The sequence below is a fragment of the Helicobacter pylori genome (genome assembly GCF_014498195.1).
GTDB classification, from domain to species: domain Bacteria; phylum Campylobacterota; class Campylobacteria; order Campylobacterales; family Helicobacteraceae; genus Helicobacter; species Helicobacter pylori_DO.
In genome coordinates this window covers 96,481-118,448 of sequence record NZ_JACTGH010000004.1, presented here as the reverse complement: position 1 = coordinate 118,448, position 21,968 = coordinate 96,481, and the positions used below count along the sequence as shown (strand labels likewise).

At 39.9% G+C, this 21,968-nt stretch carries 20 protein-coding genes, 1 tRNA gene and 1 pseudogene; 11 read left to right on the top strand and 11 right to left on the bottom strand.

Features of this window, described 5'->3' with window-relative positions; all coding sequences use genetic code 11:
* Positions 1-119: 119 nt before the first annotated feature.
* The 4 genes and pseudogenes from H7N67_RS03200 to thiE all read left to right on the top strand — a co-directional run.
* Positions 120-2,057: pseudogene (locus H7N67_RS03200) on the top strand (type I restriction endonuclease subunit R, EcoR124 family); the annotation flags it as partial.
* A gap of 88 nt (positions 2,058-2,145) precedes the next feature.
* Entirely contained in the window at positions 2,146-2,925 is a 780-nt protein-coding gene (gene thiM / locus H7N67_RS03195; RefSeq protein ID WP_187939025.1) for a hydroxyethylthiazole kinase, read from the top strand.
* Positions 2,922-3,731 carry a bifunctional hydroxymethylpyrimidine kinase/phosphomethylpyrimidine kinase gene (gene thiD, locus H7N67_RS03190; protein ID WP_187939024.1) on the top strand — a complete coding sequence of 270 codons (810 nt, stop codon included), beginning with the start codon at positions 2,922-2,924 and terminating at the stop codon, positions 3,729-3,731. Before thiM ends, thiD begins: the two co-directional genes overlap by 4 nt.
* Positions 3,724-4,386, top strand: coding sequence for a thiamine phosphate synthase (gene thiE / locus H7N67_RS03185; RefSeq protein ID WP_187939023.1), 663 nt, complete (start codon positions 3,724-3,726; stop codon positions 4,384-4,386). Before thiD ends, thiE begins: the two co-directional genes overlap by 8 nt.
* 31 nt (positions 4,387-4,417) lie before the next feature.
* Here the strand turns inward: thiE and H7N67_RS03180 are convergent, their stop codons facing one another.
* From H7N67_RS03180 to der, 9 genes are all read right to left on the bottom strand, one after another.
* Positions 4,418-5,155: a hypothetical protein gene (locus tag H7N67_RS03180; protein ID WP_187939022.1), complete on the bottom strand. Its 738-nt coding sequence runs from the start codon at positions 5,153-5,155 to the stop codon at positions 4,418-4,420.
* A complete protein-coding gene (coaBC, locus tag H7N67_RS03175; RefSeq protein WP_187939021.1) occupies positions 5,155-6,432 on the bottom strand; it encodes a bifunctional phosphopantothenoylcysteine decarboxylase/phosphopantothenate--cysteine ligase CoaBC in 1,278 nt (425 codons plus the stop codon). Before coaBC ends, H7N67_RS03180 begins: the two co-directional genes overlap by 1 nt.
* Complete coding sequence (gene pseB, locus H7N67_RS03170) at positions 6,429-7,412, bottom strand: UDP-N-acetylglucosamine 4,6-dehydratase (inverting) (RefSeq protein WP_187939034.1); 984 nt, start codon at positions 7,410-7,412, stop codon at positions 6,429-6,431. Before pseB ends, coaBC begins: the two co-directional genes overlap by 4 nt.
* 21 nt (positions 7,413-7,433) lie before the next feature.
* Entirely contained in the window at positions 7,434-9,197 is a 1,764-nt protein-coding gene (locus H7N67_RS03165) for an OmpP1/FadL family transporter (RefSeq protein WP_187939020.1), read from the bottom strand.
* Positions 9,194-9,811 (bottom strand): HP0838 family lipoprotein, encoded by a 618-nt coding sequence (locus tag H7N67_RS03160; protein WP_001268718.1) that lies wholly within the window; start codon positions 9,809-9,811, stop codon positions 9,194-9,196. Before H7N67_RS03160 ends, H7N67_RS03165 begins: the two co-directional genes overlap by 4 nt.
* Positions 9,812-9,830: 19 nt before the next feature.
* Positions 9,831-10,436: an LPP20 family lipoprotein gene (locus H7N67_RS03155; RefSeq protein WP_001236581.1), complete on the bottom strand. Its 606-nt coding sequence runs from the start codon at positions 10,434-10,436 to the stop codon at positions 9,831-9,833.
* 575 nt (positions 10,437-11,011) lie between these two features.
* A tRNA-Arg gene (locus H7N67_RS03150) sits at positions 11,012-11,088 on the bottom strand.
* 51 nt (positions 11,089-11,139) lie between these two features.
* Positions 11,140-11,424, bottom strand: coding sequence for an HU family DNA-binding protein (locus H7N67_RS03145; RefSeq protein WP_001029085.1), 285 nt, complete (start codon positions 11,422-11,424; stop codon positions 11,140-11,142).
* A gap of 141 nt (positions 11,425-11,565) precedes the next feature.
* Positions 11,566-12,954, bottom strand: coding sequence for a ribosome biogenesis GTPase Der (gene der, locus H7N67_RS03140; protein ID WP_187939019.1), 1,389 nt, complete (start codon positions 12,952-12,954; stop codon positions 11,566-11,568).
* A 76-nt stretch (positions 12,955-13,030) separates the two neighbouring features.
* On the opposite strand from der, the gene H7N67_RS03135 reads away from it, so the two are divergent.
* The 7 genes from H7N67_RS03135 to H7N67_RS03105 all read left to right on the top strand — a co-directional run bounded on the left by H7N67_RS03135 (position 13,031) and on the right by H7N67_RS03105 (position 19,629).
* On the top strand, positions 13,031-13,915 hold the full coding sequence (locus H7N67_RS03135; RefSeq protein WP_187939018.1) for a hypothetical protein: 885 nt from the start codon (positions 13,031-13,033) through the stop codon (positions 13,913-13,915).
* An 86-nt stretch (positions 13,916-14,001) separates the two neighbouring features.
* Entirely contained in the window at positions 14,002-14,790 is a 789-nt protein-coding gene (locus H7N67_RS03130) for a spermidine synthase (RefSeq protein WP_077655095.1), read from the top strand.
* Between the two features lies 1 nt (position 14,791).
* Positions 14,792-15,382, top strand: coding sequence for a dephospho-CoA kinase (gene coaE, locus H7N67_RS03125; RefSeq protein ID WP_150181286.1), 591 nt, complete (start codon positions 14,792-14,794; stop codon positions 15,380-15,382).
* 58 nt (positions 15,383-15,440) lie between these two features.
* Positions 15,441-16,802 (top strand): Asp-tRNA(Asn)/Glu-tRNA(Gln) amidotransferase subunit GatA, encoded by a 1,362-nt coding sequence (gatA, locus tag H7N67_RS03120; RefSeq protein WP_187939017.1) that lies wholly within the window; start codon positions 15,441-15,443, stop codon positions 16,800-16,802.
* A gap of 9 nt (positions 16,803-16,811) precedes the next feature.
* Positions 16,812-18,257: an IMP dehydrogenase gene (gene guaB / locus H7N67_RS03115; RefSeq protein ID WP_187939016.1), complete on the top strand. Its 1,446-nt coding sequence runs from the start codon at positions 16,812-16,814 to the stop codon at positions 18,255-18,257.
* Between the two features lie 121 nt (positions 18,258-18,378).
* Positions 18,379-19,059 (top strand): F0F1 ATP synthase subunit A, encoded by a 681-nt coding sequence (locus tag H7N67_RS03110; protein WP_000401225.1) that lies wholly within the window; start codon positions 18,379-18,381, stop codon positions 19,057-19,059.
* A gap of 321 nt (positions 19,060-19,380) precedes the next feature.
* On the top strand, positions 19,381-19,629 hold the full coding sequence (locus tag H7N67_RS03105; RefSeq protein WP_000790557.1) for an RNA-binding protein: 249 nt from the start codon (positions 19,381-19,383) through the stop codon (positions 19,627-19,629).
* Positions 19,630-19,850: 221 nt separating this feature from the next.
* Here H7N67_RS03105 and H7N67_RS03100 read toward each other — a convergent pair whose 3' ends face one another.
* Entirely contained in the window at positions 19,851-20,672 is an 822-nt protein-coding gene (locus tag H7N67_RS03100; RefSeq protein ID WP_187939015.1) for a glycosyltransferase family 25 protein, read from the bottom strand.
* A 358-nt stretch (positions 20,673-21,030) separates the two neighbouring features.
* On the bottom strand, positions 21,031-21,966 hold the full coding sequence (trxB, locus tag H7N67_RS03095) for a thioredoxin-disulfide reductase (protein WP_000564419.1): 936 nt from the start codon (positions 21,964-21,966) through the stop codon (positions 21,031-21,033).
* Between the last annotated feature and the right edge of the window lie 2 nt (positions 21,967-21,968).

Genomic DNA, 21,968 nt, shown 5'->3' with positions numbered 1-21,968 from the left:
AACTTTGATTTTTAATAGAATGCACTAAAAAGCGAATGGATCTAGGTGAAACGATATTCAAATACCTAACAGATATGCACTTACATCTCCGCCCTAAAGGACGGAGTTTTTCGTGCTAGTGGGATAAATTCCAAAAAGATTGCACCAATTCCAACACAAGCACTAAGATTTTAAAAGAACAGCTTGAAAACCCTAACGCTAAAATCATTATCACCACGATTCAAAAATTAGACAAATTCGTTAAAGCCCACCTTAAAGGGCATGCGATTTTTAATGAAGAGGTGGTGATGATTTTTGATGAATGCCACAGGAGTCAGTTAGGCTCCATGCATCAAGCCATCACTAAAGCGTTTAAAAAATACCACCTTTTTGGCTTTACTGGCACGCCCATTTTTGTGCAGAATTGCGATAAAAACAACCCGTTAGGCACGACAGAGCAAAAGTTTGGGAAATGCCTCCACCAATACACCATTATTGATGCGATCAGGGATAAAAATGTTTTGCCCTTTAGAGTGGAATACCACAACACCATTAAAGCTAAAGAGGGCATTATAGATAATAAGGTTAGAGCGGTTGATGAAAAAAACGCCCTTTTGGATACTAGGAGGATCAAAGAAATCGCAAAATGCATTTTAGAGCGTTTCAATCAAGCCACTAAAAGTAAAAAATTCAATTCCATTCTGGCATGCTCTAGCATAGAAGCGCTGAAAAAATACTACCAAGCCTTTAAAGAAGAAAAACACGATCTTAAAATCGCTACCATTTTCAGCTATAGCGCTAATGAAGAAATTGAAGCGCTAGAAGATGAAAACAATGAAAGCGCTAGCGGGCTAGACAAAAGCTCAAGGGATTTTTTAGAGGGCGCGATTGCGGATTATAACGGGATGTTTAAAACTTCTTTTGACACTTCGGATCAAAAATTCCAAAGCTATTATAAGGATCTTTCTCAAAAAATGAAAAATCGTGAAATCGATCTTTTACTGGTGGTGAATATGTTTTTGACCGGGTTTGACGCTACAAGGCTCAACACCCTTTGGGTGGATAAAAATCTCAAATACCATGGGCTGATTCAGGCTTTTTCACGCACCAACCGCATTCTAGATAGCGTTAAAACGCATGGGAATATCGTGTGTTTTAGGGATTTAGAGCAGGATTTGAATGATGCGCTCATGCTTTTTGGCAACAAGGACGCTCAATCTATTGCGCTATTAAGAAAATATGAAGATTATTTGAAAGGCTATGCGGATAATAACAAAGAATACGAGGGCTATGAGGGTTTGATTAAAAGGCTTTTAACTGAATTTCCCCTAAAAGAGCCCATCATTTCAGAAAGCCAGAAAAAGGATTTCATTAAGCTTTTTGGCAAGATTTTGAAATTAGAAAATATTTTAAACAGCTTTGAAAATTTTGAAAAAAATAATTACATCAACCCCAGGGATTTTCAAGACTATCAAAGCAAATACCTTGATTTTTACGATGAAATGAGGCCAGAAAAAGGGAGGGATAAAGAAGAGATTAACGACGATTTGATTTTTGAAATTGAACTCATTAAGCAAGTGGAAGTCAATATTGACTATATTTTGAATTTGATTGAAAAATTCGCTAAAGAGCATGGGGTGGGAATTCAAGGCGTTAAAACCAAAATAGAGCCGATCCTTAACTCCAGCATAGAGTTAAGGAATAAAAAAGATTTGATCATGGATTTCATTGACAAATACAACAAAGACCAGGAAGTCCATGCGTATTTTCAAGATTATATCCACCAGAAAAGAGAAGAGGAATTCCAAAAGATCATAGAAGAAAACCGCTTGAATGAAGAAAAAGCCTATTCGTTCATGCAGCATGCCTTTAGTGGGGGCGAAATTAGTTTTAATGGGACAAAATTCCCTGAAATCATTGAAGAAAAACCCTCCATGTTTAGCCAAAATTCGCGCTATCAAGAGGTGAAAGAAAAAGTCGCTGCAAGCCTTTCTCGTTTTTTCCACCGCTTTTGTGATCTCACTAGCGCTATATTTAAGAAAAATGAGGTTAAAAAAGATGAGGTTAATGAAAAATAGTTCATGAACGCTTTTATATTAAAACTCAAAAAAAGCCGCCGTTTAATGGATTTTTTGTAAAATAAAAGAAATTTTAAGGAGGCTTGTGGTGTTAAAGGAATTACGCCAAAAACGCCCTTTAGTGCATAATATCACCAATTATGTGGTGGCGCAATTTGTGGCTAATGGCTTGTTAGCTTTAGGGGCATCGCCTTTAATGAGTGATGCGATTGATGAAATGCAAGATTTAGCGAAAATTTCTGACGCGCTCGCTATCAATATTGGCACCCTTAATGATCGCACCATTTTATGCGCTAAAGAGGCTATCAAACATTATAAGGCTTTGGATAAACCCATTGTGTTGGATCCTGTGGGGTGTTGCGCGAGCGCTTTGCGTCATGACACCAGTTTAGAGCTTTTGAAAAGTGGTGGGATTAGCGCGCTTAGGGGTAATGCTGCAGAATTAGGCTCTTTAGTGGGTATTTCTTGCGAAAGTAAGGGGTTAGATTCCAAGCATTCCGCTACGCCTATAGAAATGGTCAAACGAGCGGCTCAAAAATATTCTGTGATAGCGGTAATGACGGGTAAAACAGATTACGTGAGCGACGGGAAAAAAGTTTTGAGCATCAGTGGGGGGAGCGAGTATTTGGCTGCAATCACTGGGGCTGGGTGTTTGCACACAGCAGCGTGCGCGAGCTTTTTAAGTTTGAAAAAAGACCCCCTAGATTCTATGGCGCAACTTTGCGTGCTCTATAAACAAGCCGCTTTTAATGCGCAAAAAAAAGCGTTGGAAAATAACGGCTCTAATGGTTCGTTCTTGTTTTATTTTTTGGACGCTCTAAGCTTGCCCATAGAGTTAGAAAATAGCCTTATTAAGGAAGAATTGTGAAAATTTACCCGCAAGTTTTAAGCATTGCTGGCAGCGATAGCGGTGGGGGCGCTGGGATACAGGCCGATTTGAAAGCGTTTCAAACTTTGGGCGTGTTTGGGACAAGCGTGATCACTTGCATCACCGCTCAAAACACACAGGGCGTGCATGGGGTGTATCCGTTGAGCGTTGAGAGCGTGAAAGCGCAAATCCTAGCCATTAGAGATGATTTTTCTATCAAGGCGTTCAAAATGGGGGCGTTGTGCAACGCTCAAATCATTGAATGCGTGGCGGACACTTTAGAAACTTGCGATTTTGGGTTGTGCGTTTTAGATCCGGTGATGGTGGCAAAGAATGGGGCTTTGCTTTTAGAAGAAGAGGCGATTTTAAGCTTAAAAAAACGCCTTTTACCTAAAAACCATTTACTAACCCCTAACCTCCCTGAAGTTTATGCGCTCACAGGCGTTCAAGTGCGAGATGATAAAAGCGCTTCAAAAGCGATGGGCGTTTTAAGGGATTTAGGCGTTAAAAACGCTGTGATTAAAGGGGGGCATACAGAGCGTTTTCAAGGGGAATTTAGCAACGACTGGGTGTTTTTAGAAGACGCTGAATTTATCCTAAACGCCAAGCGATTCAACACGAAAAACACGCATGGCACGGGTTGCACTCTTTCTAGCTTGATTGTGGGCTTACTCGCTCAAGGGTTGGATTTGAAAAACGCTATTTCAAAGGCTAAAGAGCTTTTAACCATCATCATTCAAAACCCTTTAAACATTGGGCATGGGCATGGGCCTTTGAATTTGTGGAGCATCAAAAATCTTGTTTGATGCGAATTGTTTGAAACTCATGTTTGTGGCTGGATCGCAAGACTTCTACCACATAAAAGGCGGCAAAAACGATAGGATAAACGCGCTTTTAGACACTTTAGAATTAGCTTTACAATCTAAAATCACAGCGTTTCAATTCCGCCAAAAAGGCGATTTAGCCTTACAAGATCCTACTCAAATCAAACAATTAGCCCTAGAGTGTCAAAAATTATGCAAAAAATACGGCGTGCCTTTTATTATTAATGATGAGGTGCAACTCGCGCTAGAATTAAAGGCTGATGGCGTGCATGTGGGGCAAGAGGACATGGCTATAGAAGAGGTAGTAACTTTATGCCAAAAGCGCCTTTTTATCGGTTTGAGTGTTAACACTTTAGAGCAAGCCCTAAAAGCGCGCCATTTAGATAGCGTAGCCTATTTAGGGGTAGGCCCTATTTTCCCCACATTATCTAAAAAAGACGCTAAAGAAGTTGTAGGCGTCAATCTTTTAAAAAAAATACACGATAGCGGGGTAAAAAAACCCCTCATAGCGATTGGAGGCATCACGACAGATAACGCTTCAAAATTGCGCGAATATGGGGGTATCGCAGTCATTAGCGCGATCACGAAAGCCAAAGATAAAGCCTTAGCGGTTGGAAAACTTTTAAACAATGCGTGAGAGATTCTAAAATTTTGCAATGAAAATTTTTCTACCCTATCGTGTCCAATAAACGCTCTTCAAAGGCAAAAAGCATGGGGGTTTTTTCGCACACGATTTCCACAGAAGAAAAGCCTAAAAGGGTGTTTTGAGCCTCTTTTAAAACCTCTTTAGTCCTTTGGAGGGTGGTTTTTAAAAAAAGCTGTTTTTCTTTTTCTTTCAAGTAAATAACGCCGCCGATCTCGCCTAAGTTAGGATACAGAGCGTAAAAATCAACGCTTTGTTTTTTGGCTTTCATCTGTAAAAAGGCTTTTTTGCGTTCGTTTTCAACCACAAAGCTTAAAACTTGCGATTGCAAGCTTAAAAGCATGTTGGCTGTATTCAAAAACTCTTGCGAATTTTTAGCATGGACTAATTTTTCGCTCAAAAACTCTTTGTATTCTTTTAAAGGGGTATTGTCTTTGGCGCTTAAGATTTCTTTTAATTTATGCATTTCAATAGCGGGCAAATCGTCCAATCCGTCTAAGATTTTTGGGGCAGGCACTAAATTTTTAAGCACAATATCGCCCAGCTGATTTCTTTGCATAGTCGCAAAATAAGGCTGATTGATTTTTAATTCCTGTTCGCTTTTGGTGGGGATAATTTTATTGCCCACTTGCAAAAGAAAAAGATCTTTATCTTGTTTTTCTAAAACCTTTAAAAGAATGGGTAAGGCAGCGTTAAAATGGTGCGCGGCGTTTTTGGAATGCAGAGCGTTAAGCTGGTTTAGGGCGTTTAGGGCTTCTAACATTAAAGGGCGTTGTCTTTGATAAAATCAAGGATTTTAAAACTCGCTTCTAATTTGTTCATAGAAGGGATTTTTTGGGTTTTTTTATGGCTAAAAAGCCACAATTCATTTTCTAATGATCCAAAAGGGCGTGAATCTTTAATGAGATTCAAAGCAACCACAGAGCAATCCTTGCCGTTATCTTGAGAAGGTTTTAAAAGATTTTGAGCGTTTTTGATGGCGTTTTGTTGATTATCTTCGGCTTTAAAACCGATTTTAACGAATTGATTGGAATTGATAGAAGCCAGTAAATCCTTATTTTGAACGCATTCAATGTTTAGGGTTTTGCCGATCTCGCTTTTTTTAAGCTTATGGTTAAAAGAAATTTTAGGCAAATAATCGCTAATGGCGGCTAAATTAAAGAGCAGGGGTTTTAAGGCATGCTTTTGCAAGTTGTTAGCGGCGTTATTTAAGGCGTTTTCATAAGAAGCGGTGTCGCTAACGGAAACGCTTTTGATTCCTTTGGGCAAGGGGGTAGGGAAGTTTGATGCAATCAAAGTAACTTTGGCTCCCTTAAAATATAACGCTAGGGCTAAAGCGCTCGCTTGAATCCCGCTAGAAAGATTGCTAATAATTCGAACGCTGTCAATCTTTTCCACGCTCGCTCCGCCCATGATTATGACTTCTCTGTTTTCAAAATAAGCGTCTTTTAAGAGCGTTTGAGCGGCTTTAAAAAGGATTTCTAAAGGCTCAGCCATCGCTCCATCGCCTTTAGTATCGCATGCTAAAAGGCTGTTTTGCGTGTCTAAAATAGTGTGGTTGGAATCTTTCAAGCGTTTTAAATGGCTTTGAATGATAGGGGAATGAAGCATGTTAGTGTTCATGCTGGGGGCTAGGATTTTAGGGGAAGCGCAAGCTAAAAAAGTCGCGCTTACGATATTATCCGCTAAAGCGTGAGCGATTTTAGACAGGCTGTTAGCGCTTAAAGGGGCAAAGATGAGTAAATCAGCATTAGCAGCGCATGCGATGTGGTTATGGTGCAACGCGTTTTGGTGGTTGTAATACCATTTTTCATTACGATCATGCAAGACTTTGTGGTGGCTCAAAGCTTCAAAGCTTAAGGGCTTGATGAATTTTTTTGCGCCCTTGCTCATCACCACTTGAATACTAGCTCCGCTTTTAAACAACAAACGCACTAATTCTAGGGATTTATACGCCGCAATAGAGCCGCTCACGAGCAATAAAACGCGCTTGTTTTCTAACAACCTTAAGGGGTAAAACAAATCTTCTAAAAAATTCATAGTAATTTCAATAAATCATCAGGCTCTAGCCATTTGCTGTTATTATGGCTGCTGTATTCAAAATCGGGGGCGACTTTTTGGCCTTTTTCGTGGAGTCTGGTGAGCGTGTAATCTTTAGGCGTTTGGAAGCTTATAGTGGGCTGAATGATAAAAAAGTCTTCAAATTCTAGGGCTAAATGGCTCTCATCTTTAGGGATCATCACTTCATGGAGTTTTTCGCCCGGGCGAATGCCTATGATTTTAGTAGGGGTATTAGGGGCTAGGGCTTTAGCGAGATCAGTCATTTTCATGCTGGGGATTTTAGGCACAAAAATTTCCCCCCCATGCATTCTTTTCAAGCTTTTAAGCACAAAAGAAACCCCCTCATCTAAGGTGATCCAAAATCGTGTCATGCGAATATCGGTAATGGGGATTTCATTCGCCTTGTTTTGGACTAATTTTTTAAAAAACGGCACCACGCTCCCGCGACTCCCCACCACGTTACCATAACGCACCACGCTAAATTGCGTTTGAGAAGAGCCCTTAAAATTATTCGCGCTCACAAAGAGCTTATCGCTGCACAATTTCGTCGCGCCGTAGAGGTTAATGGGGTTAGCGGCTTTATCGGTGCTTAGGGCGATGACCTGACTGATAGCGTTTTTTAAGCATGCGTTAATCACGTTGCTCGCTCCCATGATGTTAGTTTTAATGCATTCTAGGGGGTTGTATTCAGCGATGGGCACATGCTTGAGCGCGGCGGCATGGATACAAATATCCACGCCCTCTAAAGCGTAATTCAAGCGCTCTAAATCCCTCACATCGCCGATAAAAAAACGCATCCTGGGATCATTAAATTCCATGGCCATTTCGCTTTGCTTTAATTCATCTCGGCTATAAACGATGATTTTTTTAGCGTTGGTGGTGTCTAAAACTTTACGCACAAAGCGTTTGCCAAAACTCCCAGTGCCACCGGTGATTAAAATCGTTTTGTTATCCAACATGTTTTGATGATTTGGCATGTTTTACCAGCGATAGCCTAAAGAGGCGCTAAAGATTCTCAATTGCCCAATGTTTGAGGATTGATACAAACTAGAGCGGTTGCTTTTAAAAGTGAAACTCCCCGCTACGCCCAAATCAAATCCCCTAAAATTGTATTTAGTCCCAAAAGCCACGGTATAGCCATTGGAATCCGGAATGCCTATCGCGTCTTGGGGGCTTGGAGCTTGGTCATAATCAATAGCGCCCATTAAACGCAAGCTTTTGCCCATGTAAGTTACCCCTAATCTAAAGGTGTTGGTGTCCCTCCAGCCAGCCCCCATGTTCATCACGCTTTTAAAATTCGCTAAGCCTACCATTTTTTTAAGCGTTTCAGAGTCTAGTGAAGCCACCGTCCCGCTCAAGCCCTTGTAAGTGGCGTTCGCAAAATCAGGGGTTACTAAAAATTTATTCCCTTGACTCCAAAAAGTGCGCTCAAACACCCCCTCTATTCTTAAATGGTCTTTAAAAAATTGGTGGGCGTAGGCTAGGCTTAGGGTTTGGGGGAGTGAAACATTGATATTCAAGCTGCCTTTAGTCAAAACGCTCCCTAAAGAAGGGCCAAGCTCGGTGATGGCCACTAGAGCGCCTTTCATATTGAATGTAACTGAAGAATTATACACCACAGAAAACATGCCATGATCAAAGATACGCAAACTCGAACCCACTCTATAGCCCCCCGATACGCCTTGCCCGTTGGATTTTTGCACGACTTGAGTCGTGCCATAAAGATTCGCGTTCGCTTTGATTAAGCCACTATAGCCCATGATTTTTTTCAAGCCGTTATAAAACTCTTGACAGCTTTGATCGCTCATATCCCCACCGGCTTTTTGGCAATTAAGTGCTGGCTGGTAGCCAATATTGCCCAATAAAGTCATCATGTTGCTTGGCACTTGATCGGCAAAAACATTGTTGGGTAAATTTAAGATTTGCTCCGCGCTCAAAACCGAAGCGCCTTCTAAAGGCACATAAACGGTGTTATTAAAGCTCCCGGTCGCATAAAGCCCCCTTAAGCCTACACCCACTGAAAAGCGCTTATTAATAGTATAACTCATGCTAGGGGCAAGCTCTACCATCATGATGAAAACGTCATGCAAAAATTCCCCCCCTTTACCATTCCATTTCATGCCCAACCCACTAGGAGCGGTGAAACTCCCCCCAAAAGTGAAGCCGTTATGCGTGCGCGTTTTATAAAAGAATTTGGGTAAAACAAAATTAGTCGTGCCCGTCCAGCCATTCACGATTTGAGAATCAGGTTTTGAAGCGAGGGTTACGACTTTTTGATTGGTTAGATTCATAAGCCCTTGAACACGATTGATAGCTTGTGATAAGCCGTTGGTAGCGGCCGCATTGCCAAGCGCTTTAAGGATATTGCCTAACCCTATAGTGTTGATGATGCCTAAAATATTTTGTTGGCTTTTATCAATTTCTAAACTCGTTACCGAATACAAGCCTTGATTAGTCGTAGGGACTTTAAAGCTAAAGGCCGGGATATTGATCACGGTGGTGGTCATTTCAAATTCGCTTCTGTTTTCACCCCAATCGTTAGTAAAGCCCATATTCGCCGGGTTATAAAAGGAAGCATCAGCCCCCCTAGCCCCAGCGACATACGCCGAGCCTAAAGCCGTGCCATTTAGGCTTTGCTCTTGGATTTTAAAGCCATTGGCATAAGAAAGCAAAGGCAAGCTCAAAGCGATTAAATGGCGTTTTTTGAGCTTTTTAAAACAACAAAGTGGGGAAAAGTTTTTCATTGAAGCTCGCTATCAGCGTTTTCATTGTCTTCTAAATCTTGCAAAGAAGGCTCATAGGGTTCAATCCTAATAGCAATTTTTTGCGTCAAGTTTTGGAAAGAAATCAAACCATTTTTTCTTTCATAAAGGATAATTTCCCCGCTTTTTTGAAACCTTTGGATCACGTATTCAGGGGTTAGGTGGCGTTTCCCTAAACCTTTAAAAATATCCCTCCCTAAAACAATATCATCAAACAAATCCCCATAGCTCACCTTGCCAAACAAATCCCTTGCAGCAATCCATTTGGCCGAACATTTTTGGCTAAAACAAATGCTCCGTTTAGTCATGTAAATATCGCCCACTTTTTGGCTGAGCTTGTAAAGGGTTACTTCAATATTATGGTCTTTATCGGTTTTGATCGTGCCGTAATCATAAAAGCGAAAAACCGGCGTGTTAATGTAAATGAGCCTGAATTGGCGCAAGGCGTTCAAAGTCTCTTCTCTTTTTTTATTGGCTTCTTCTTGTCTGATTTGCTCCCTAGTTTTGGGGGTTTGCTTAGAAAAAGGGTGCTTAGAGCAAGAGACAAAAAAAAGCGTCATGAAAAATAATAAAAAAGCGCTTCTAAAATACCGCATGATTATAGAGTAAGAGAATTTATCCTCTCGCTCCGCTCAAAATACGATACCAAATCCTGCCGTCTAATTTAAGCTCCATGCTCACTTGACACAAGCCGTCTTTATAGATGGTCTCAGTGATTTCAGCGTTACGAATGAGAGCATTGACTCTCGTTTTAATCACGGAATTTTGTAAAACCATGTCTTTGACGGTGTCTTGAGCGTTCACCCTAATACCATACATTTTTTCACCCAATTGGCGGTAGCCATCAACAATGGCCGCTCGCTTGGCCAAAGCCAAGGCTTGAGAGGGCGAAATGGTGGATTCTGGAGCCACACCCATGCCCACTGCGTTTAATTCAATGACATTATTAGGCGTGAGAATGGGGGTGTTAGGGATAGCGTTAGTGGGGTTAGAGCTAATGATGGGCTGATTGTTATTCTCAAAGCGTGGGCTTGGGAGAGGCTGAATGCTCTTTCTGGGGGTGAAATTGGTTGGAGGATAAATGGGGGCTTGCAAGCCATTAGCTGAAGGGGGGATTAGCTGGGCGTTAGTGTTACGCTTTTTAAAGAGACTGCAACCGCTTATCAAAAGAGTGGCGACAAGTAACGAATTAATACCAAAAAAGGCAGAGTGCAAACGCATGGGCATTTCCTTAAAATGAGTTCATCAAGTCTATTATATCATTTTTGAAGGGATTTGTCATGCGGATATTCTCACTAATCTTATAAGGCTAGTGAGCTTTAAGTTTAAAGTCTAGGGGGTTATGATTTATTTTTTGGCTTTCCTAAAATTTTTAATAGGGATCACTCAATTTTTTAAAAAAGGGATTTTAATGGCTTGATTGTATCGTTTTGAGGTTTTATTTTACGATAAAACTCATTTTTTAAGTTTGATTTTTAAACCCATTTTCTTAATAGGATAGGGGGCATTTTGAAAAATCCTCCCCTACAACCCACAACTAAAACCCCCTTAAAGAGCGCTTTTTTAAGAGGTTATCGCTTGCTTTTTGCAAGATCTTTTTAATTGTAAAAAATGCTTTGAATATTTTTTAAATAAGATGAAAAATAAAATATTTTTTTGAGTGCTTTTTAAGGATAAGGTTAAATTTTTAAAATGATTCAAAAAGAGTTTTTAAGTTCTTTTAATTACCAACCTTTTTCATCAAAAACACAAACAACGACTATTTTAAATCCCTATGGTAGTAGAAATAGTGTGAATGGTGTCCTTGGCGGGATTCGAACCCACGACCTTACGATTAGGAATCATACGCTCTATCCAGCTGAGCTACAAGGACATAAGAAAGCAAGAAACTCTATTGATAAGCCCCTTGCTGAGTGGATCAGATTTACTTGCCTTCTTCAACTTTTTGTTTAAGGATTTTGCCGGGTTTGAATTTAGGCACTCGTTTGTCTTCGGTTTTATAAGTTTTATCGCTTCCTGGAACTTTACCCTCTTTGCCTTTTTGCTCTGCGGTTTCAAATTTGCCAAAACCAACCAACTCCACGCTCTCACCCTTGCTTAAAGCTGTTTCTACCGCTAGAGTAAAGGCGCTGATCGCTTCTTCGGCTTCTCTTTTGCTGTTGTATTTACCCGCTTCTTTAACCAAATCAATAAATTCCGCTTTGTTCATGTGGATAACCCCTTTTTAATGGATGCCAAAACCAAGCGGTTCAACCGCTTAGCCTGACTGATTGAGCGGTAATTATAATCAAATCCTAAAGATAAATCAAGCAAAAAACGCTTTTTTAAGGGGGTTTAACGCATAAAAAATTTAATTTTGTTGGGTGCTTTTTTTATCTTTAGCGTTAAGGATTAAAGGCGTGCCTAAAAAATTAAATTCTTTCCTTAAGGTGTTGATCAAATAGCGTTTGTAACTGAAATGCAAGGCTTTAGGGCGATTCATGATAAGAGAGATTTGAGGGGGTTTGGTGGCAAATTGCGTGGCGTAATACACTTTCACTAATTTCCCTCCATCGCTTGGCAAGGGGTGTTTTTGGGTGGCTTGATTGATCACATTATTGAGCAAGCTTGTGGGAATGCGTTTGGAAAAACACTCATAGACTTCTATGATTTTATGCTTGATTTCATCAATATGACGCGCTTTTAAGCAGCTGGTTGTGATCACGGGGGCGTATTCTAAAAAGCGGAATTTCCTTTTTAAGGTTGCCATGATCTCTTCATAAGGGGCGTAGCGGATGTCCCATTTGTTTAAAATGAGAATGATGCCTAAAGAGTGTTTATCCGCTAAAGAGCTAATTTTTTCGTCTAATTCCACAAAAGGAGCGCTCACGTCTAAAACTAAAAGCGCAATGTGGGATTTTTCTAAGGCTTTTTGCGTGCGTTCTAGCGCGTATTTTTCAATGCCTAAGATTTTACCCCTATGCCTGATGCCAGCGGTATCCACAAAGCAAATTTTTTGATCGCCTATGAGAATGGTTTCATCTATGGGGTCAATAGTCGTGCCAGCCACGCTAGAGACAAGACTCCTTTCTTTTTTCGTGAGCGCGTTTAAGAGCGAGCTTTTGCCCACATTCACCCTCCCAATGATGCCTACTTGAATGATTTCTTCTTCTTTATTTTCTTCTAAAGCGTTATTAGGGGTTTCTAAGCTTTCTAAAATATCCGCATCCAAATCTTGCTCTATGATTTGGTTTAAATTCAATGCGTTCAATACCGCATCAATTAATGCGCTAATGCCTCTATTGTGCGAAACGGAGATATTAAAACTCTTGGGAATGCCAAAAGAAGAAAACGCATAAGATCGCTCTTTCTCTTTGTCGTTATCAATTTTATTGATCACTAAAAAGCAGTTAGGGTTGATCTTAAAAACCTCTCTAAAAAGTTTGATGTCTTCATCGCTAGGGATAGACTTGCCATCCACAACATATAAAATCAAATCGCTCATTTGAGCGGCTTTTAAATTGAGGGCTTTGATTTCTTTAGACAAAAGGGCGTCTTTGGCCATGCCTCCTGTGTCTAATAGTTCCACTTCATGGCCATTCAATGCGATTTTTCGTTTGTTAATGTCTCGTGTAGTGCCTGCAAAATTTGAAGTGATAGCGATCCTTTCTCTAGCCAGGCGGTTAAATAACGAGCTTTTCCCCACATTAGGCTGGCCTAAAATCGCAATGGTTTTTAAAGTTTTATGGCTTGTATTCATCTTTTTTATCGCTTCAATTTAATCAAAATTAGATTACAATATTATAGTTATTTAAAGCTTAAATAAGGGTCTAGCATTGTTTTTAGTCAAAAAAATAGGCGTGGTAGTAGTGGTTTTAATATGCTTTTTAGCTTGCTCGCAAGAGAGGTTTATTAAATTGCAAAAAAAAGCCCAAGAACAAGAAAATGACGGCTCTAAACGCCCTAGCTATGTGGATTCGGATTATGAAGTCTTTAGCGAAACGATTTTTTTACAAAACATGGTGCATCAGCCTACAAATGAAAGAAACGCTTTTTTCCAACTGACTAAAGATGAATATGATTCTTTTAACCCTGAAACTTCTGTGATTTTGTTGAATGAGCCAAGCGATAATAATGAAAAAAACCCGCCCTTAAACCAAAATGAGTCTAATACTAACACTGCCAATAACGATACAAAAAACCCGTTCCTTTACAAACCAAAAAGAAAAACAAAAGATCCAAAACTCATTGAATATTCCCAACAAAATTTCTACCCCCTAAAGGATGGGGATATTATCATGAGTAAAGAAGGGGATCAATGGCTGATAGAAATCCAATCCAAAGCCTTGAAGCGTTTTTTAAAAGATCAAAACGATAAAGATCGCCAGATCCAAACTTTCACTTTTAATGACACTAAAACGCAAATCGCGCAATTTAAGGGCAAAATTTCTTCGTATGTTTATACCACCAATGACAGCGATTTGAGTTTAAGGCCCTTTTATGAATCCTTTCTCTTAGAAAAAAAGAGCGATAATGTTTATACGATAGGGGATAAGGCTTTAGATACCATAGAGATTTCAAAGTGTCAAATGGTGTTAAAAAAGCATTCAACCGATAAATTAGACAGCCAGCATAAAGCCATTAGCATTGATTTGGATTTTAAAAAAGAACGCTTTAAGAGCGATACGGAACTCTTTTTAGAATGCCTTAAGGAAAGTTAGGGCGTTTATTACGACAATTTAGATTTTTTTGGGTAGCATGTTAGCGTTTCAAAGGCATGGATATTGTTAAAAAGTAAGGAATGTTTATGTGGATCACCCAAGAAATCACGCCGTATTTGCGTAAAGAATACACCATAGAAGCGAAATTATTAGATGTTAGAAGCGAGCATAATATCTTAGAGATTTTTAAATCTAAGGATTTTGGTGAAATTGCGATGCTTAACCGCCAATTATTGTTCAAGAATTTTTTGCACATTGAAAGCGAGTTGCTCGCTCATATGGGGGGTTGCACTAAAAAGGAGCTTAAAGAGGTTTTAATCGTGGATGGGTTTGATTTGGAATTAGCCCACCAGCTTTTTAAATACGACACGCATATAGATTTTGTGCAAGCGGATGAAAAGATTTTGGATAGCTTCATTAGTTTTTTCCCCCATTTCCATGAAGTGAAAAACAACAAGAATTTCACGCACGCTAAACAACTCTTAGATTTAGACATTAAAAAATACGATTTGATCCTTTGCTTGCAAGAGCCGGATATTCATAAAATGGATGGTTTAAAAAGAATGCTTAAAGAAGATGGGGTGTTTATTTCGGTAGCCAAACACCCATTATTAGAGCATGTGAGCATGCAAAACGCCCTTAAAAACATGGGCGACTTTTTTGCTGTTGCCATGCCTTTTGTAGCACCTTTAAGGATTTTGAGCAATAAGGGTTATATTTACGCTTCTTTTAAAAACCACCCCTTAAAAGATTTAATGGTGCCAAAAATAGAAGCACTAAAAAGCGTGAGATACTATAACGAAGACATTCATAGGGCCGCATTCGCTTTGCCTAAAAATTTACAAGAAGTCTTTAAAGACAATATCAAATCTTAAAATGATCTTAAAAAACGCTATCGCTCTCACAGGGGGGATAGGCACCGGTAAAAGCACTACTATTAAAATATTAGAATCGCAAGGCTATAAAATTTTAGATGCGGATAAGATCGCCCACCAATTATTGCAAGAGCATCGGTTTAAAATCGCCCAACATTTTGGATCAGATATTTTAGAAAAAGATATTTTAAACAGAAAAAAACTTGGTGCGATCGTGTTTCAAAATGCTAATAAATTAAAGTGGCTAGAGGATTTTTTACACCCCTTAATCCGTGAACGCATGCTTAAAAAAGCCTATGAATTAGAAAAGAATCATCAAGCGTATTTTTTAGACATCCCTTTGTTTTTTGAAGTGGGGGGTAAAAAACGCTATCCTGTGAGTAAAGTGGTTTTAATCTATGCGCCCAGGGCCTTACAAATTGAGCGCCTTTTAGAGCGAGACACACTCAAAGAGGCTGAAATCTTGCAACGCTTAGCTTGTCAAATGGATATAGAGCAAAAACGCGCCATGAGCGATTATATTATAGACAACAGCTCCAGTTTAAAAGATTTAAATAAGCGAGTTGAACGCTTTTTAAAAACGCTCTTATAAGCTCGTTTTATATGTAAGCATGTTAAACTACTATTAAATTTTTTGTAAGGCTAAAAACATGATCACTTTAAAACAAGCCCTTTCTTTATCCCAAGATGAATTAGAAACCCTTAAAAACGAAATTGACGCTAAGGTTAGAGCTTCAGATTTGAACGCTTATATTAAAGCCCCTAGCCTTAATGGCGCTAGCGCTAAAGGGGTGCCGATCCTCATTAAAGACAATATCAGCGTTAAAGGGTGGGAAATCACTTGCTCTAGTAAGATTTTAGAAGGCTATGTCGCTCCTTATCATGCGAGCGTGATTGAAAACTTGCACCAAAACGGCATGGCAGGGTTTGGGCTTTCTAACATGGACGAGTTTGCGATGGGAAGCACCACGGAGTCTAGTTGCTATGGGATCACTAAAAACCCACGAGACAAAAACAGAGTGCCTGGGGGGAGCAGCGGGGGAAGCGCGGCAGCAGTCGCTGGTGGCTTGGCGGTGGCGGCTTTAGGGAGCGATACGGGTGGGTCTATCAGGCAGCCGGCGAGTTATTGCGGGTGCGTGGGGTTAAAGCCCACTTATGGGAGGGTGAGCCGTTATGGCTTGATCGCTTATTGCTCTAGTTTTGATCAAATCGGGCCTATCACGCAAAATGTAGAAGACGCTTCTATTTTATTTGACGCTATTAGCGGGTATGATAGCAAGGACTCCACGAGCATAAATCTCAAACCCACGCAAACCTTTAAAAACCTTAACAGAGACAAACGCTTTAAAATCGCTGTCTTAAGGGATCACATTAAAGACGCGAGCAATGAAGTGCAACTCGCTTATGAAAACACCCTTAAAGCCTTGAAAGAAATGGGGCATGAGATTGTGGAAAAAAAGATGCTAGATTCGCATTATCAAATCTCTATCTATTATATTATCAGCATGGCTGAAGCGAGTTCGAATCTGGCCAGATTTGATGGGGTGCGTTATGGGAGGAGGGCTCAAAATATTAAAGATTTGAAAGAATTGTATCTCAAAAGCCGTAGTGAAGGTTTTGGCGATGAGGTGAAACGGCGCATCATGTTAGGGAATTTTGTCTTAAGCAGTGGGTATTATGACGCTTATTATTTGAAAGCCCAGCAAATGCGTTTGATAATTAAAGAGCAATACAACAAGATTTTTGAAGAAGTGGATTTGATTTTTACCCCTGTAGCCCCTACGAGCGCTCATTTATTCAACTACCATGCAAGCCCTTTAGAAATGTATTTGAGCGATATTTACACGATTGGGGCGAATTTGAGCGGTTTGCCAGCCCTTGCCTTGCCGGTCGCTAAAGATCCTTTAGGCTTGCCCATAGGGATGCAATTCATTGCTAAGGCTTTTGATGAGCAAAGCCTTTTAGACGTTTCTTACGCTTTAGAGCAAGAATTGGATTTAAAATTAGATTAAGGATAGAAAATGAGAATTGTACAAAGGGCTTTGACTTTTGAAGACGTGTTGATGGTGCCTAGAAAATCCAGCGTTTTACCTAAAGACGTGAGCTTAAAGTCTCGCCTAACCAAAAACATTGGTTTGAATATCCCTTTTATTAGCGCGGCTATGGATACGGTTACAGAGCATAAAACCGCTATCGCTATGGCGCGCCTTGGGGGTATTGGCATCGTGCATAAAAACATGGATATTGAAACGCAAGTTAAAGAGATCGCTAAGGTTAAAAAAAGTGAGAGCGGGGTGATTAATGATCCTATTTTTATCCAAGCGCACAGGACGCTAGCGGACGCTAAGGCTATAGCGGACAATTACAAGATTTCAGGCGTGCCTGTGGTAGATGATAAGGGGTTGTTGATCGGGATTTTAACCAACAGAGACGTGCGCTTTGAAACCGATTTGAGTAAAAAAGTGGGCGATGTGATGACTAAAATGCCTTTAGTTACCGCTCATGTGGGCATTAGTTTGGATGAAGCGAGCGATTTGATGCACAAGCATAAGATTGAAAAATTGCCTATTGTGGATAAAGATAATGTTTTAAAAGGCTTGATCACGATCAAGGACATTCAAAAACGCATTGAATACCCTGAGGCCAATAAAGATGATTTTGGGAGGTTGAGAGTGGGGGCAGCTATTGGAGTGGGGCAGTTAGATAGGGCTGAAATGTTAGTTAAAGCTGGGGTGGATGCGTTGGTGTTGGACAGCGCGCATGGGCATTCAGCTAATATCTTACACACCTTAGAAGAGATTAAAAAAAGCTTGGTAGTGGATGTGATTGTGGGGAATGTGGTGACTAAAGAAGCCACAAGCGATTTGATTAGCGCGGGAGCGGACGCTATTAAAGTGGGTATTGGGCCAGGAAGCATTTGCACCACTAGGATTGTGGCTGGAGTGGGAATGCCCCAAGTGAGCGCGATTGATAATTGCGTAGAAGTGGCGTCTAAATTTGATATTCCTGTGATTGCAGATGGAGGGATCCGCTATTCAGGCGATGTGGCTAAGGCTCTAGCTTTAGGGGCATCAAGCGTGATGATAGGCTCTTTACTCGCTGGCACAGAAGAATCTCCTGGGGATTTTATGATTTACCAAGGGAGGCAATATAAAAGCTATAGGGGTATGGGCAGCATTGGGGCTATGACTAAGGGGAGTTCTGATCGGTATTTTCAAGAGGGCGTGGCGAGTGAAAAATTAGTCCCAGAAGGCATTGAGGGGCGTGTGCCTTATCGTGGTAAGGTTTCGGATATGATTTTCCAATTAGTAGGGGGCGTGCGCTCTTCTATGGGGTATCAGGGGGCGAAAAATATTTTGGAATTGTATCAAAACGCTGAATTTGTAGAAATCACTAGCGCGGGGTTAAAAGAAAGCCATGTGCATGGCGTGGATATTACTAAAGAAGCCCCCAATTATTATGGGTGAATTGTAAAAGAAAACAAGACAAATCGTTAAAAAACTCGTTAAAAAGCTTGGTTTAATGAGTTTTTAAAACTTAATTGCTACAATTAAGGAAATTTTCAATAAGGCTTAGAGAAACTTTTTCATGGAACACAGAGTATTTACTATTGCTAATTTTTTTAGCTCCAATCATGATTTTATCACCGGGTTTTTTGTCGTTTTGACAGCGGTTTTGATGTTTTTAATCTCGCTTGGCGCGTCGCGTAAAATGCAGATGGTGCCTATGGGTTTGCAGAATGTGTATGAGAGCATTATTAGTGCGATTTTGAGCGTGGCTAAGGATATTATAGGCGAAGAATTAGCCCGCAAATACTTCCCCCTAGCAGGCACGATCGCTTTGTATGTCTTTTTTTCTAACATGATAGGTATCATTCCTGGTTTTGAATCCCCTACGGCTAGCTGGAGCTTTACGCTGGTTTTAGCACTGATTGTGTTTTTTTATTACCATTTTGAAGGCATTAGAGTGCAGGGTTTTTTTAAGTATTTCGCTCATTTTGCAGGCCCTGTGAAGTGGCTCGCCCCTTTCATGTTCCCTATTGAGATCATCTCGCATTTTTCTAGGATCGTGTCTTTATCGTTTCGCTTGTTTGGGAATATCAAGGGCGATGACATGTTCTTGCTCATCATGCTTTTATTAGTGCCTTGGGCGGTTCCTGTAGCACCCTTTATGGTGTTGTTTTTTATGGGGATTTTACAAGCTTTTGTTTTTATGATTCTTACTTATGTGTATCTGGCAGGGGCTGTTTTAACCGATGAAGGGCATTAAACAAAGCGTCCTTGTTTGGCTTTGATATGGTGTTTTTAAACTTTGTTTTATGGTAAAGCTTAAAAGGATAGGGGGGTGATTTTGAAACCATATTCCCCTTATCCTTTGATAATACTTTTTGAAATTACCGCTTGCTTGTGTAAGTTCTATTTTATTATCAATACCCAATTTTAATAGCTTTTATAATTTTTTAAGCAATCATTAGATAGAATCCACCATACTTCTGTTTTGGATGTGTTTGGGTTTTAGAAGTGTTACTTTTTTATAACTTTTTCATATTCTTATGGGTATATTGTCATTTTTTTACCGGAGAATTTTATCTTGAAAAACATTTATGTAGGGAATTTGGTTTATAGCGCTACCAGTGAGCAAGTTAAGGAGCTTTTCAGTCAATTTGGCAAAGTTTTTAATGTCAAACTGATTTATGACAGAGAAACGAAGAAACCTAAAGGTTTTGGCTTTGTAGAAATGCAAGAAGAGGGCGTTAGCGAAGCGATTGCTAAATTGGATAATACGGATTTTATGGGCAGAACGATTAGGGTAACCGAAGCCAATCCTAAAAAGTCTTAATCTTAAAGCATTAGAAAATTAGAAAATAATTTTCTGATGCACTTCATTTTCTTAATGCGTCTTATTTAGATTGCTTATAGAAGCTAAAAGGGGTTAAAAACCCTTTTAAAATCCATTTAAAGATTGTAATCCATTCTTAAAAGCGATTAAAAACTGGTTTTGTTCTAATCAAACAAGGACAACTAAAATTTTAAAACGCTCTTTAGTATTTTTATTATTGACTATACAAACTGCCAATATTTCAAATATTTAAAATGGAGTTCTCTCATTAAGGCGATTTTAGGGCTATAAGGTTCTTCTTTTCGCACTATCGTAGAGATCTGCTCATCATCAGCGATCACAAAAGGTTGTAACACCAGATTTTTCACGCCATGGATAAAAGTAGCGTCCATTATCGTATCCACAGGAACAACCCATTTTCGGCTGTGTTTCAAAAAAACTTTGGCAATCTTGGGCGTGATCACATAGCCTTGAGTCCCCACCCCATGACTATAAGCTTTAATGATCCCCACACGCTCTTGTATCTCGTGGTTTTTGTGGTTCAATGGCTCACTTCTTACATTGGCATCATACAATAAATGCATCAAGCGGATATAGCCTAACTCTTGGATGTGTTTTTCTAAAAAATCCAAGCCCTCTTTAAAATCCTCTTTCAAGGTTATATCGTCTTCTAAAATACAGATCGCTTCATTGAGCTCTATGCATTTTTGCCACAAGGAATAATGACTCGCATAGCACCCAAGTTCTCCCAAACTCATAAACTTCGCATGGTATTTTAAAGCGTAATAAAACTTAGAAACCTCACTGATGAGATTGGTTGTAATCCCCATGTCTTTGATGTTTTGCGTGATGAAATAAGGGTGTAAATGCTTTTTCACTAAGGGGTGCAACCCGCCTTCAAAAGTTTTAGAATAAATCGCATCAAAAATTTGTGCTTGGTGGTGGGTGGCATTGATGCTATTGAGTAAAGTCGTGGTGTCTCTAAAAACCAAACCAAATTTATCGCACACTTTTTGATTTAAAGAAATGATAAAAACACGCAAAGCTTAGACTCCCATAATTTTTAATAGAGTATATCGTTTTTAGGCTCTGTTTTACAATAAAACTCTTAAGAGAATAGGGGGTATTAAAATAGTTCTCCCCCCTACAACCCCCAACTAAATCCCCACAACCCCCTAAGGAGCGCTTTTTTGATTAAACAAGTTCTTTTTATTATATTGATTGTAAAAAATGTTTTGAGCGTTTTTAAATTTTGTGATCAATATTTAATTAAAACAAAGCAAGAGAACGAAATCGCATTGCAACTAAACAAAAAACTAAAATACCTTACAAGTTTTGAAAATCCAATGAATGTTTGAAGCGAGAACTCATAACCCTAAAATCTAGGGCTATGAGCTTGATTTAATGGTGTTCTAAATAAGAAATCACGCTTAAAGCCGCCGTAGCGCCATCGCTTGCAGCACAAACCACTTGCTTAGGGGCAAAAATGCGAATATCTCCTGCCGCAAACAAGCCTTGAACATCCGTCTTCATGGAAAAATCCACGACTATAGAGCCGTATTCATCGCATTTGCATAGCATGGAGTTATCTTCTTGTTTCAACACGGCGTTATTCACATCATAACCCACAAAAATAAAAAACCCCGGCACAACTAATTCTCTTTTTTCGTTAGTGGCTGTGTTTTTAATGCTTAAAGAAGACACGCCAGAAGCATCGCCCTTGATTTCTTCCACCACATAAGGGGTTAAAAACTCAATCTTATCATTGTTTTTGGCATGTTCTAAAGTGATAGGCGCGCACCTAAAACCATCTCTTCTGTGGATGAGATAGACTTTTTTGCAGATGTTGGCCAGATAAATCGCCTCTTCTACGGCGGTATCGCCCCCACCAAGCACCGCTACTTCTTTATTTTTGTAAAAGAAGCCATCGCATGTCGCACAAGTGCTAACGCCTTTACCCCAATATTCTGACTCGCCCTTGATTCCTGTGCGTTTAGGGCTACCACCGGTAGCGATAATCACGCTCTTAGCTTCAAAAGTCTTGCCATCTTCTGCCAAAATAACAAAATGAGAGTCTTTTTTAGAAACCCTTTGAACAGCGGTCATCTCATGCTTTAAGCCAAAGCGGAAACACTGCTCTTGCCATGGCTGCATGAAATCCAACCCGCTCACCACTTCCTTAACGCCCGGATAGTTTTCAATCTCACTGCTGCCAGTGATTTGCCCCCCAGGCATTCCTTTTTCAAATAAAACGGCGTTTTTAACACCGCCCCTAGTGGCATAAAGCCCCGCGCTCAAACCTGCAGGACCACCTCCAATAATCGCACAATCTATCATGG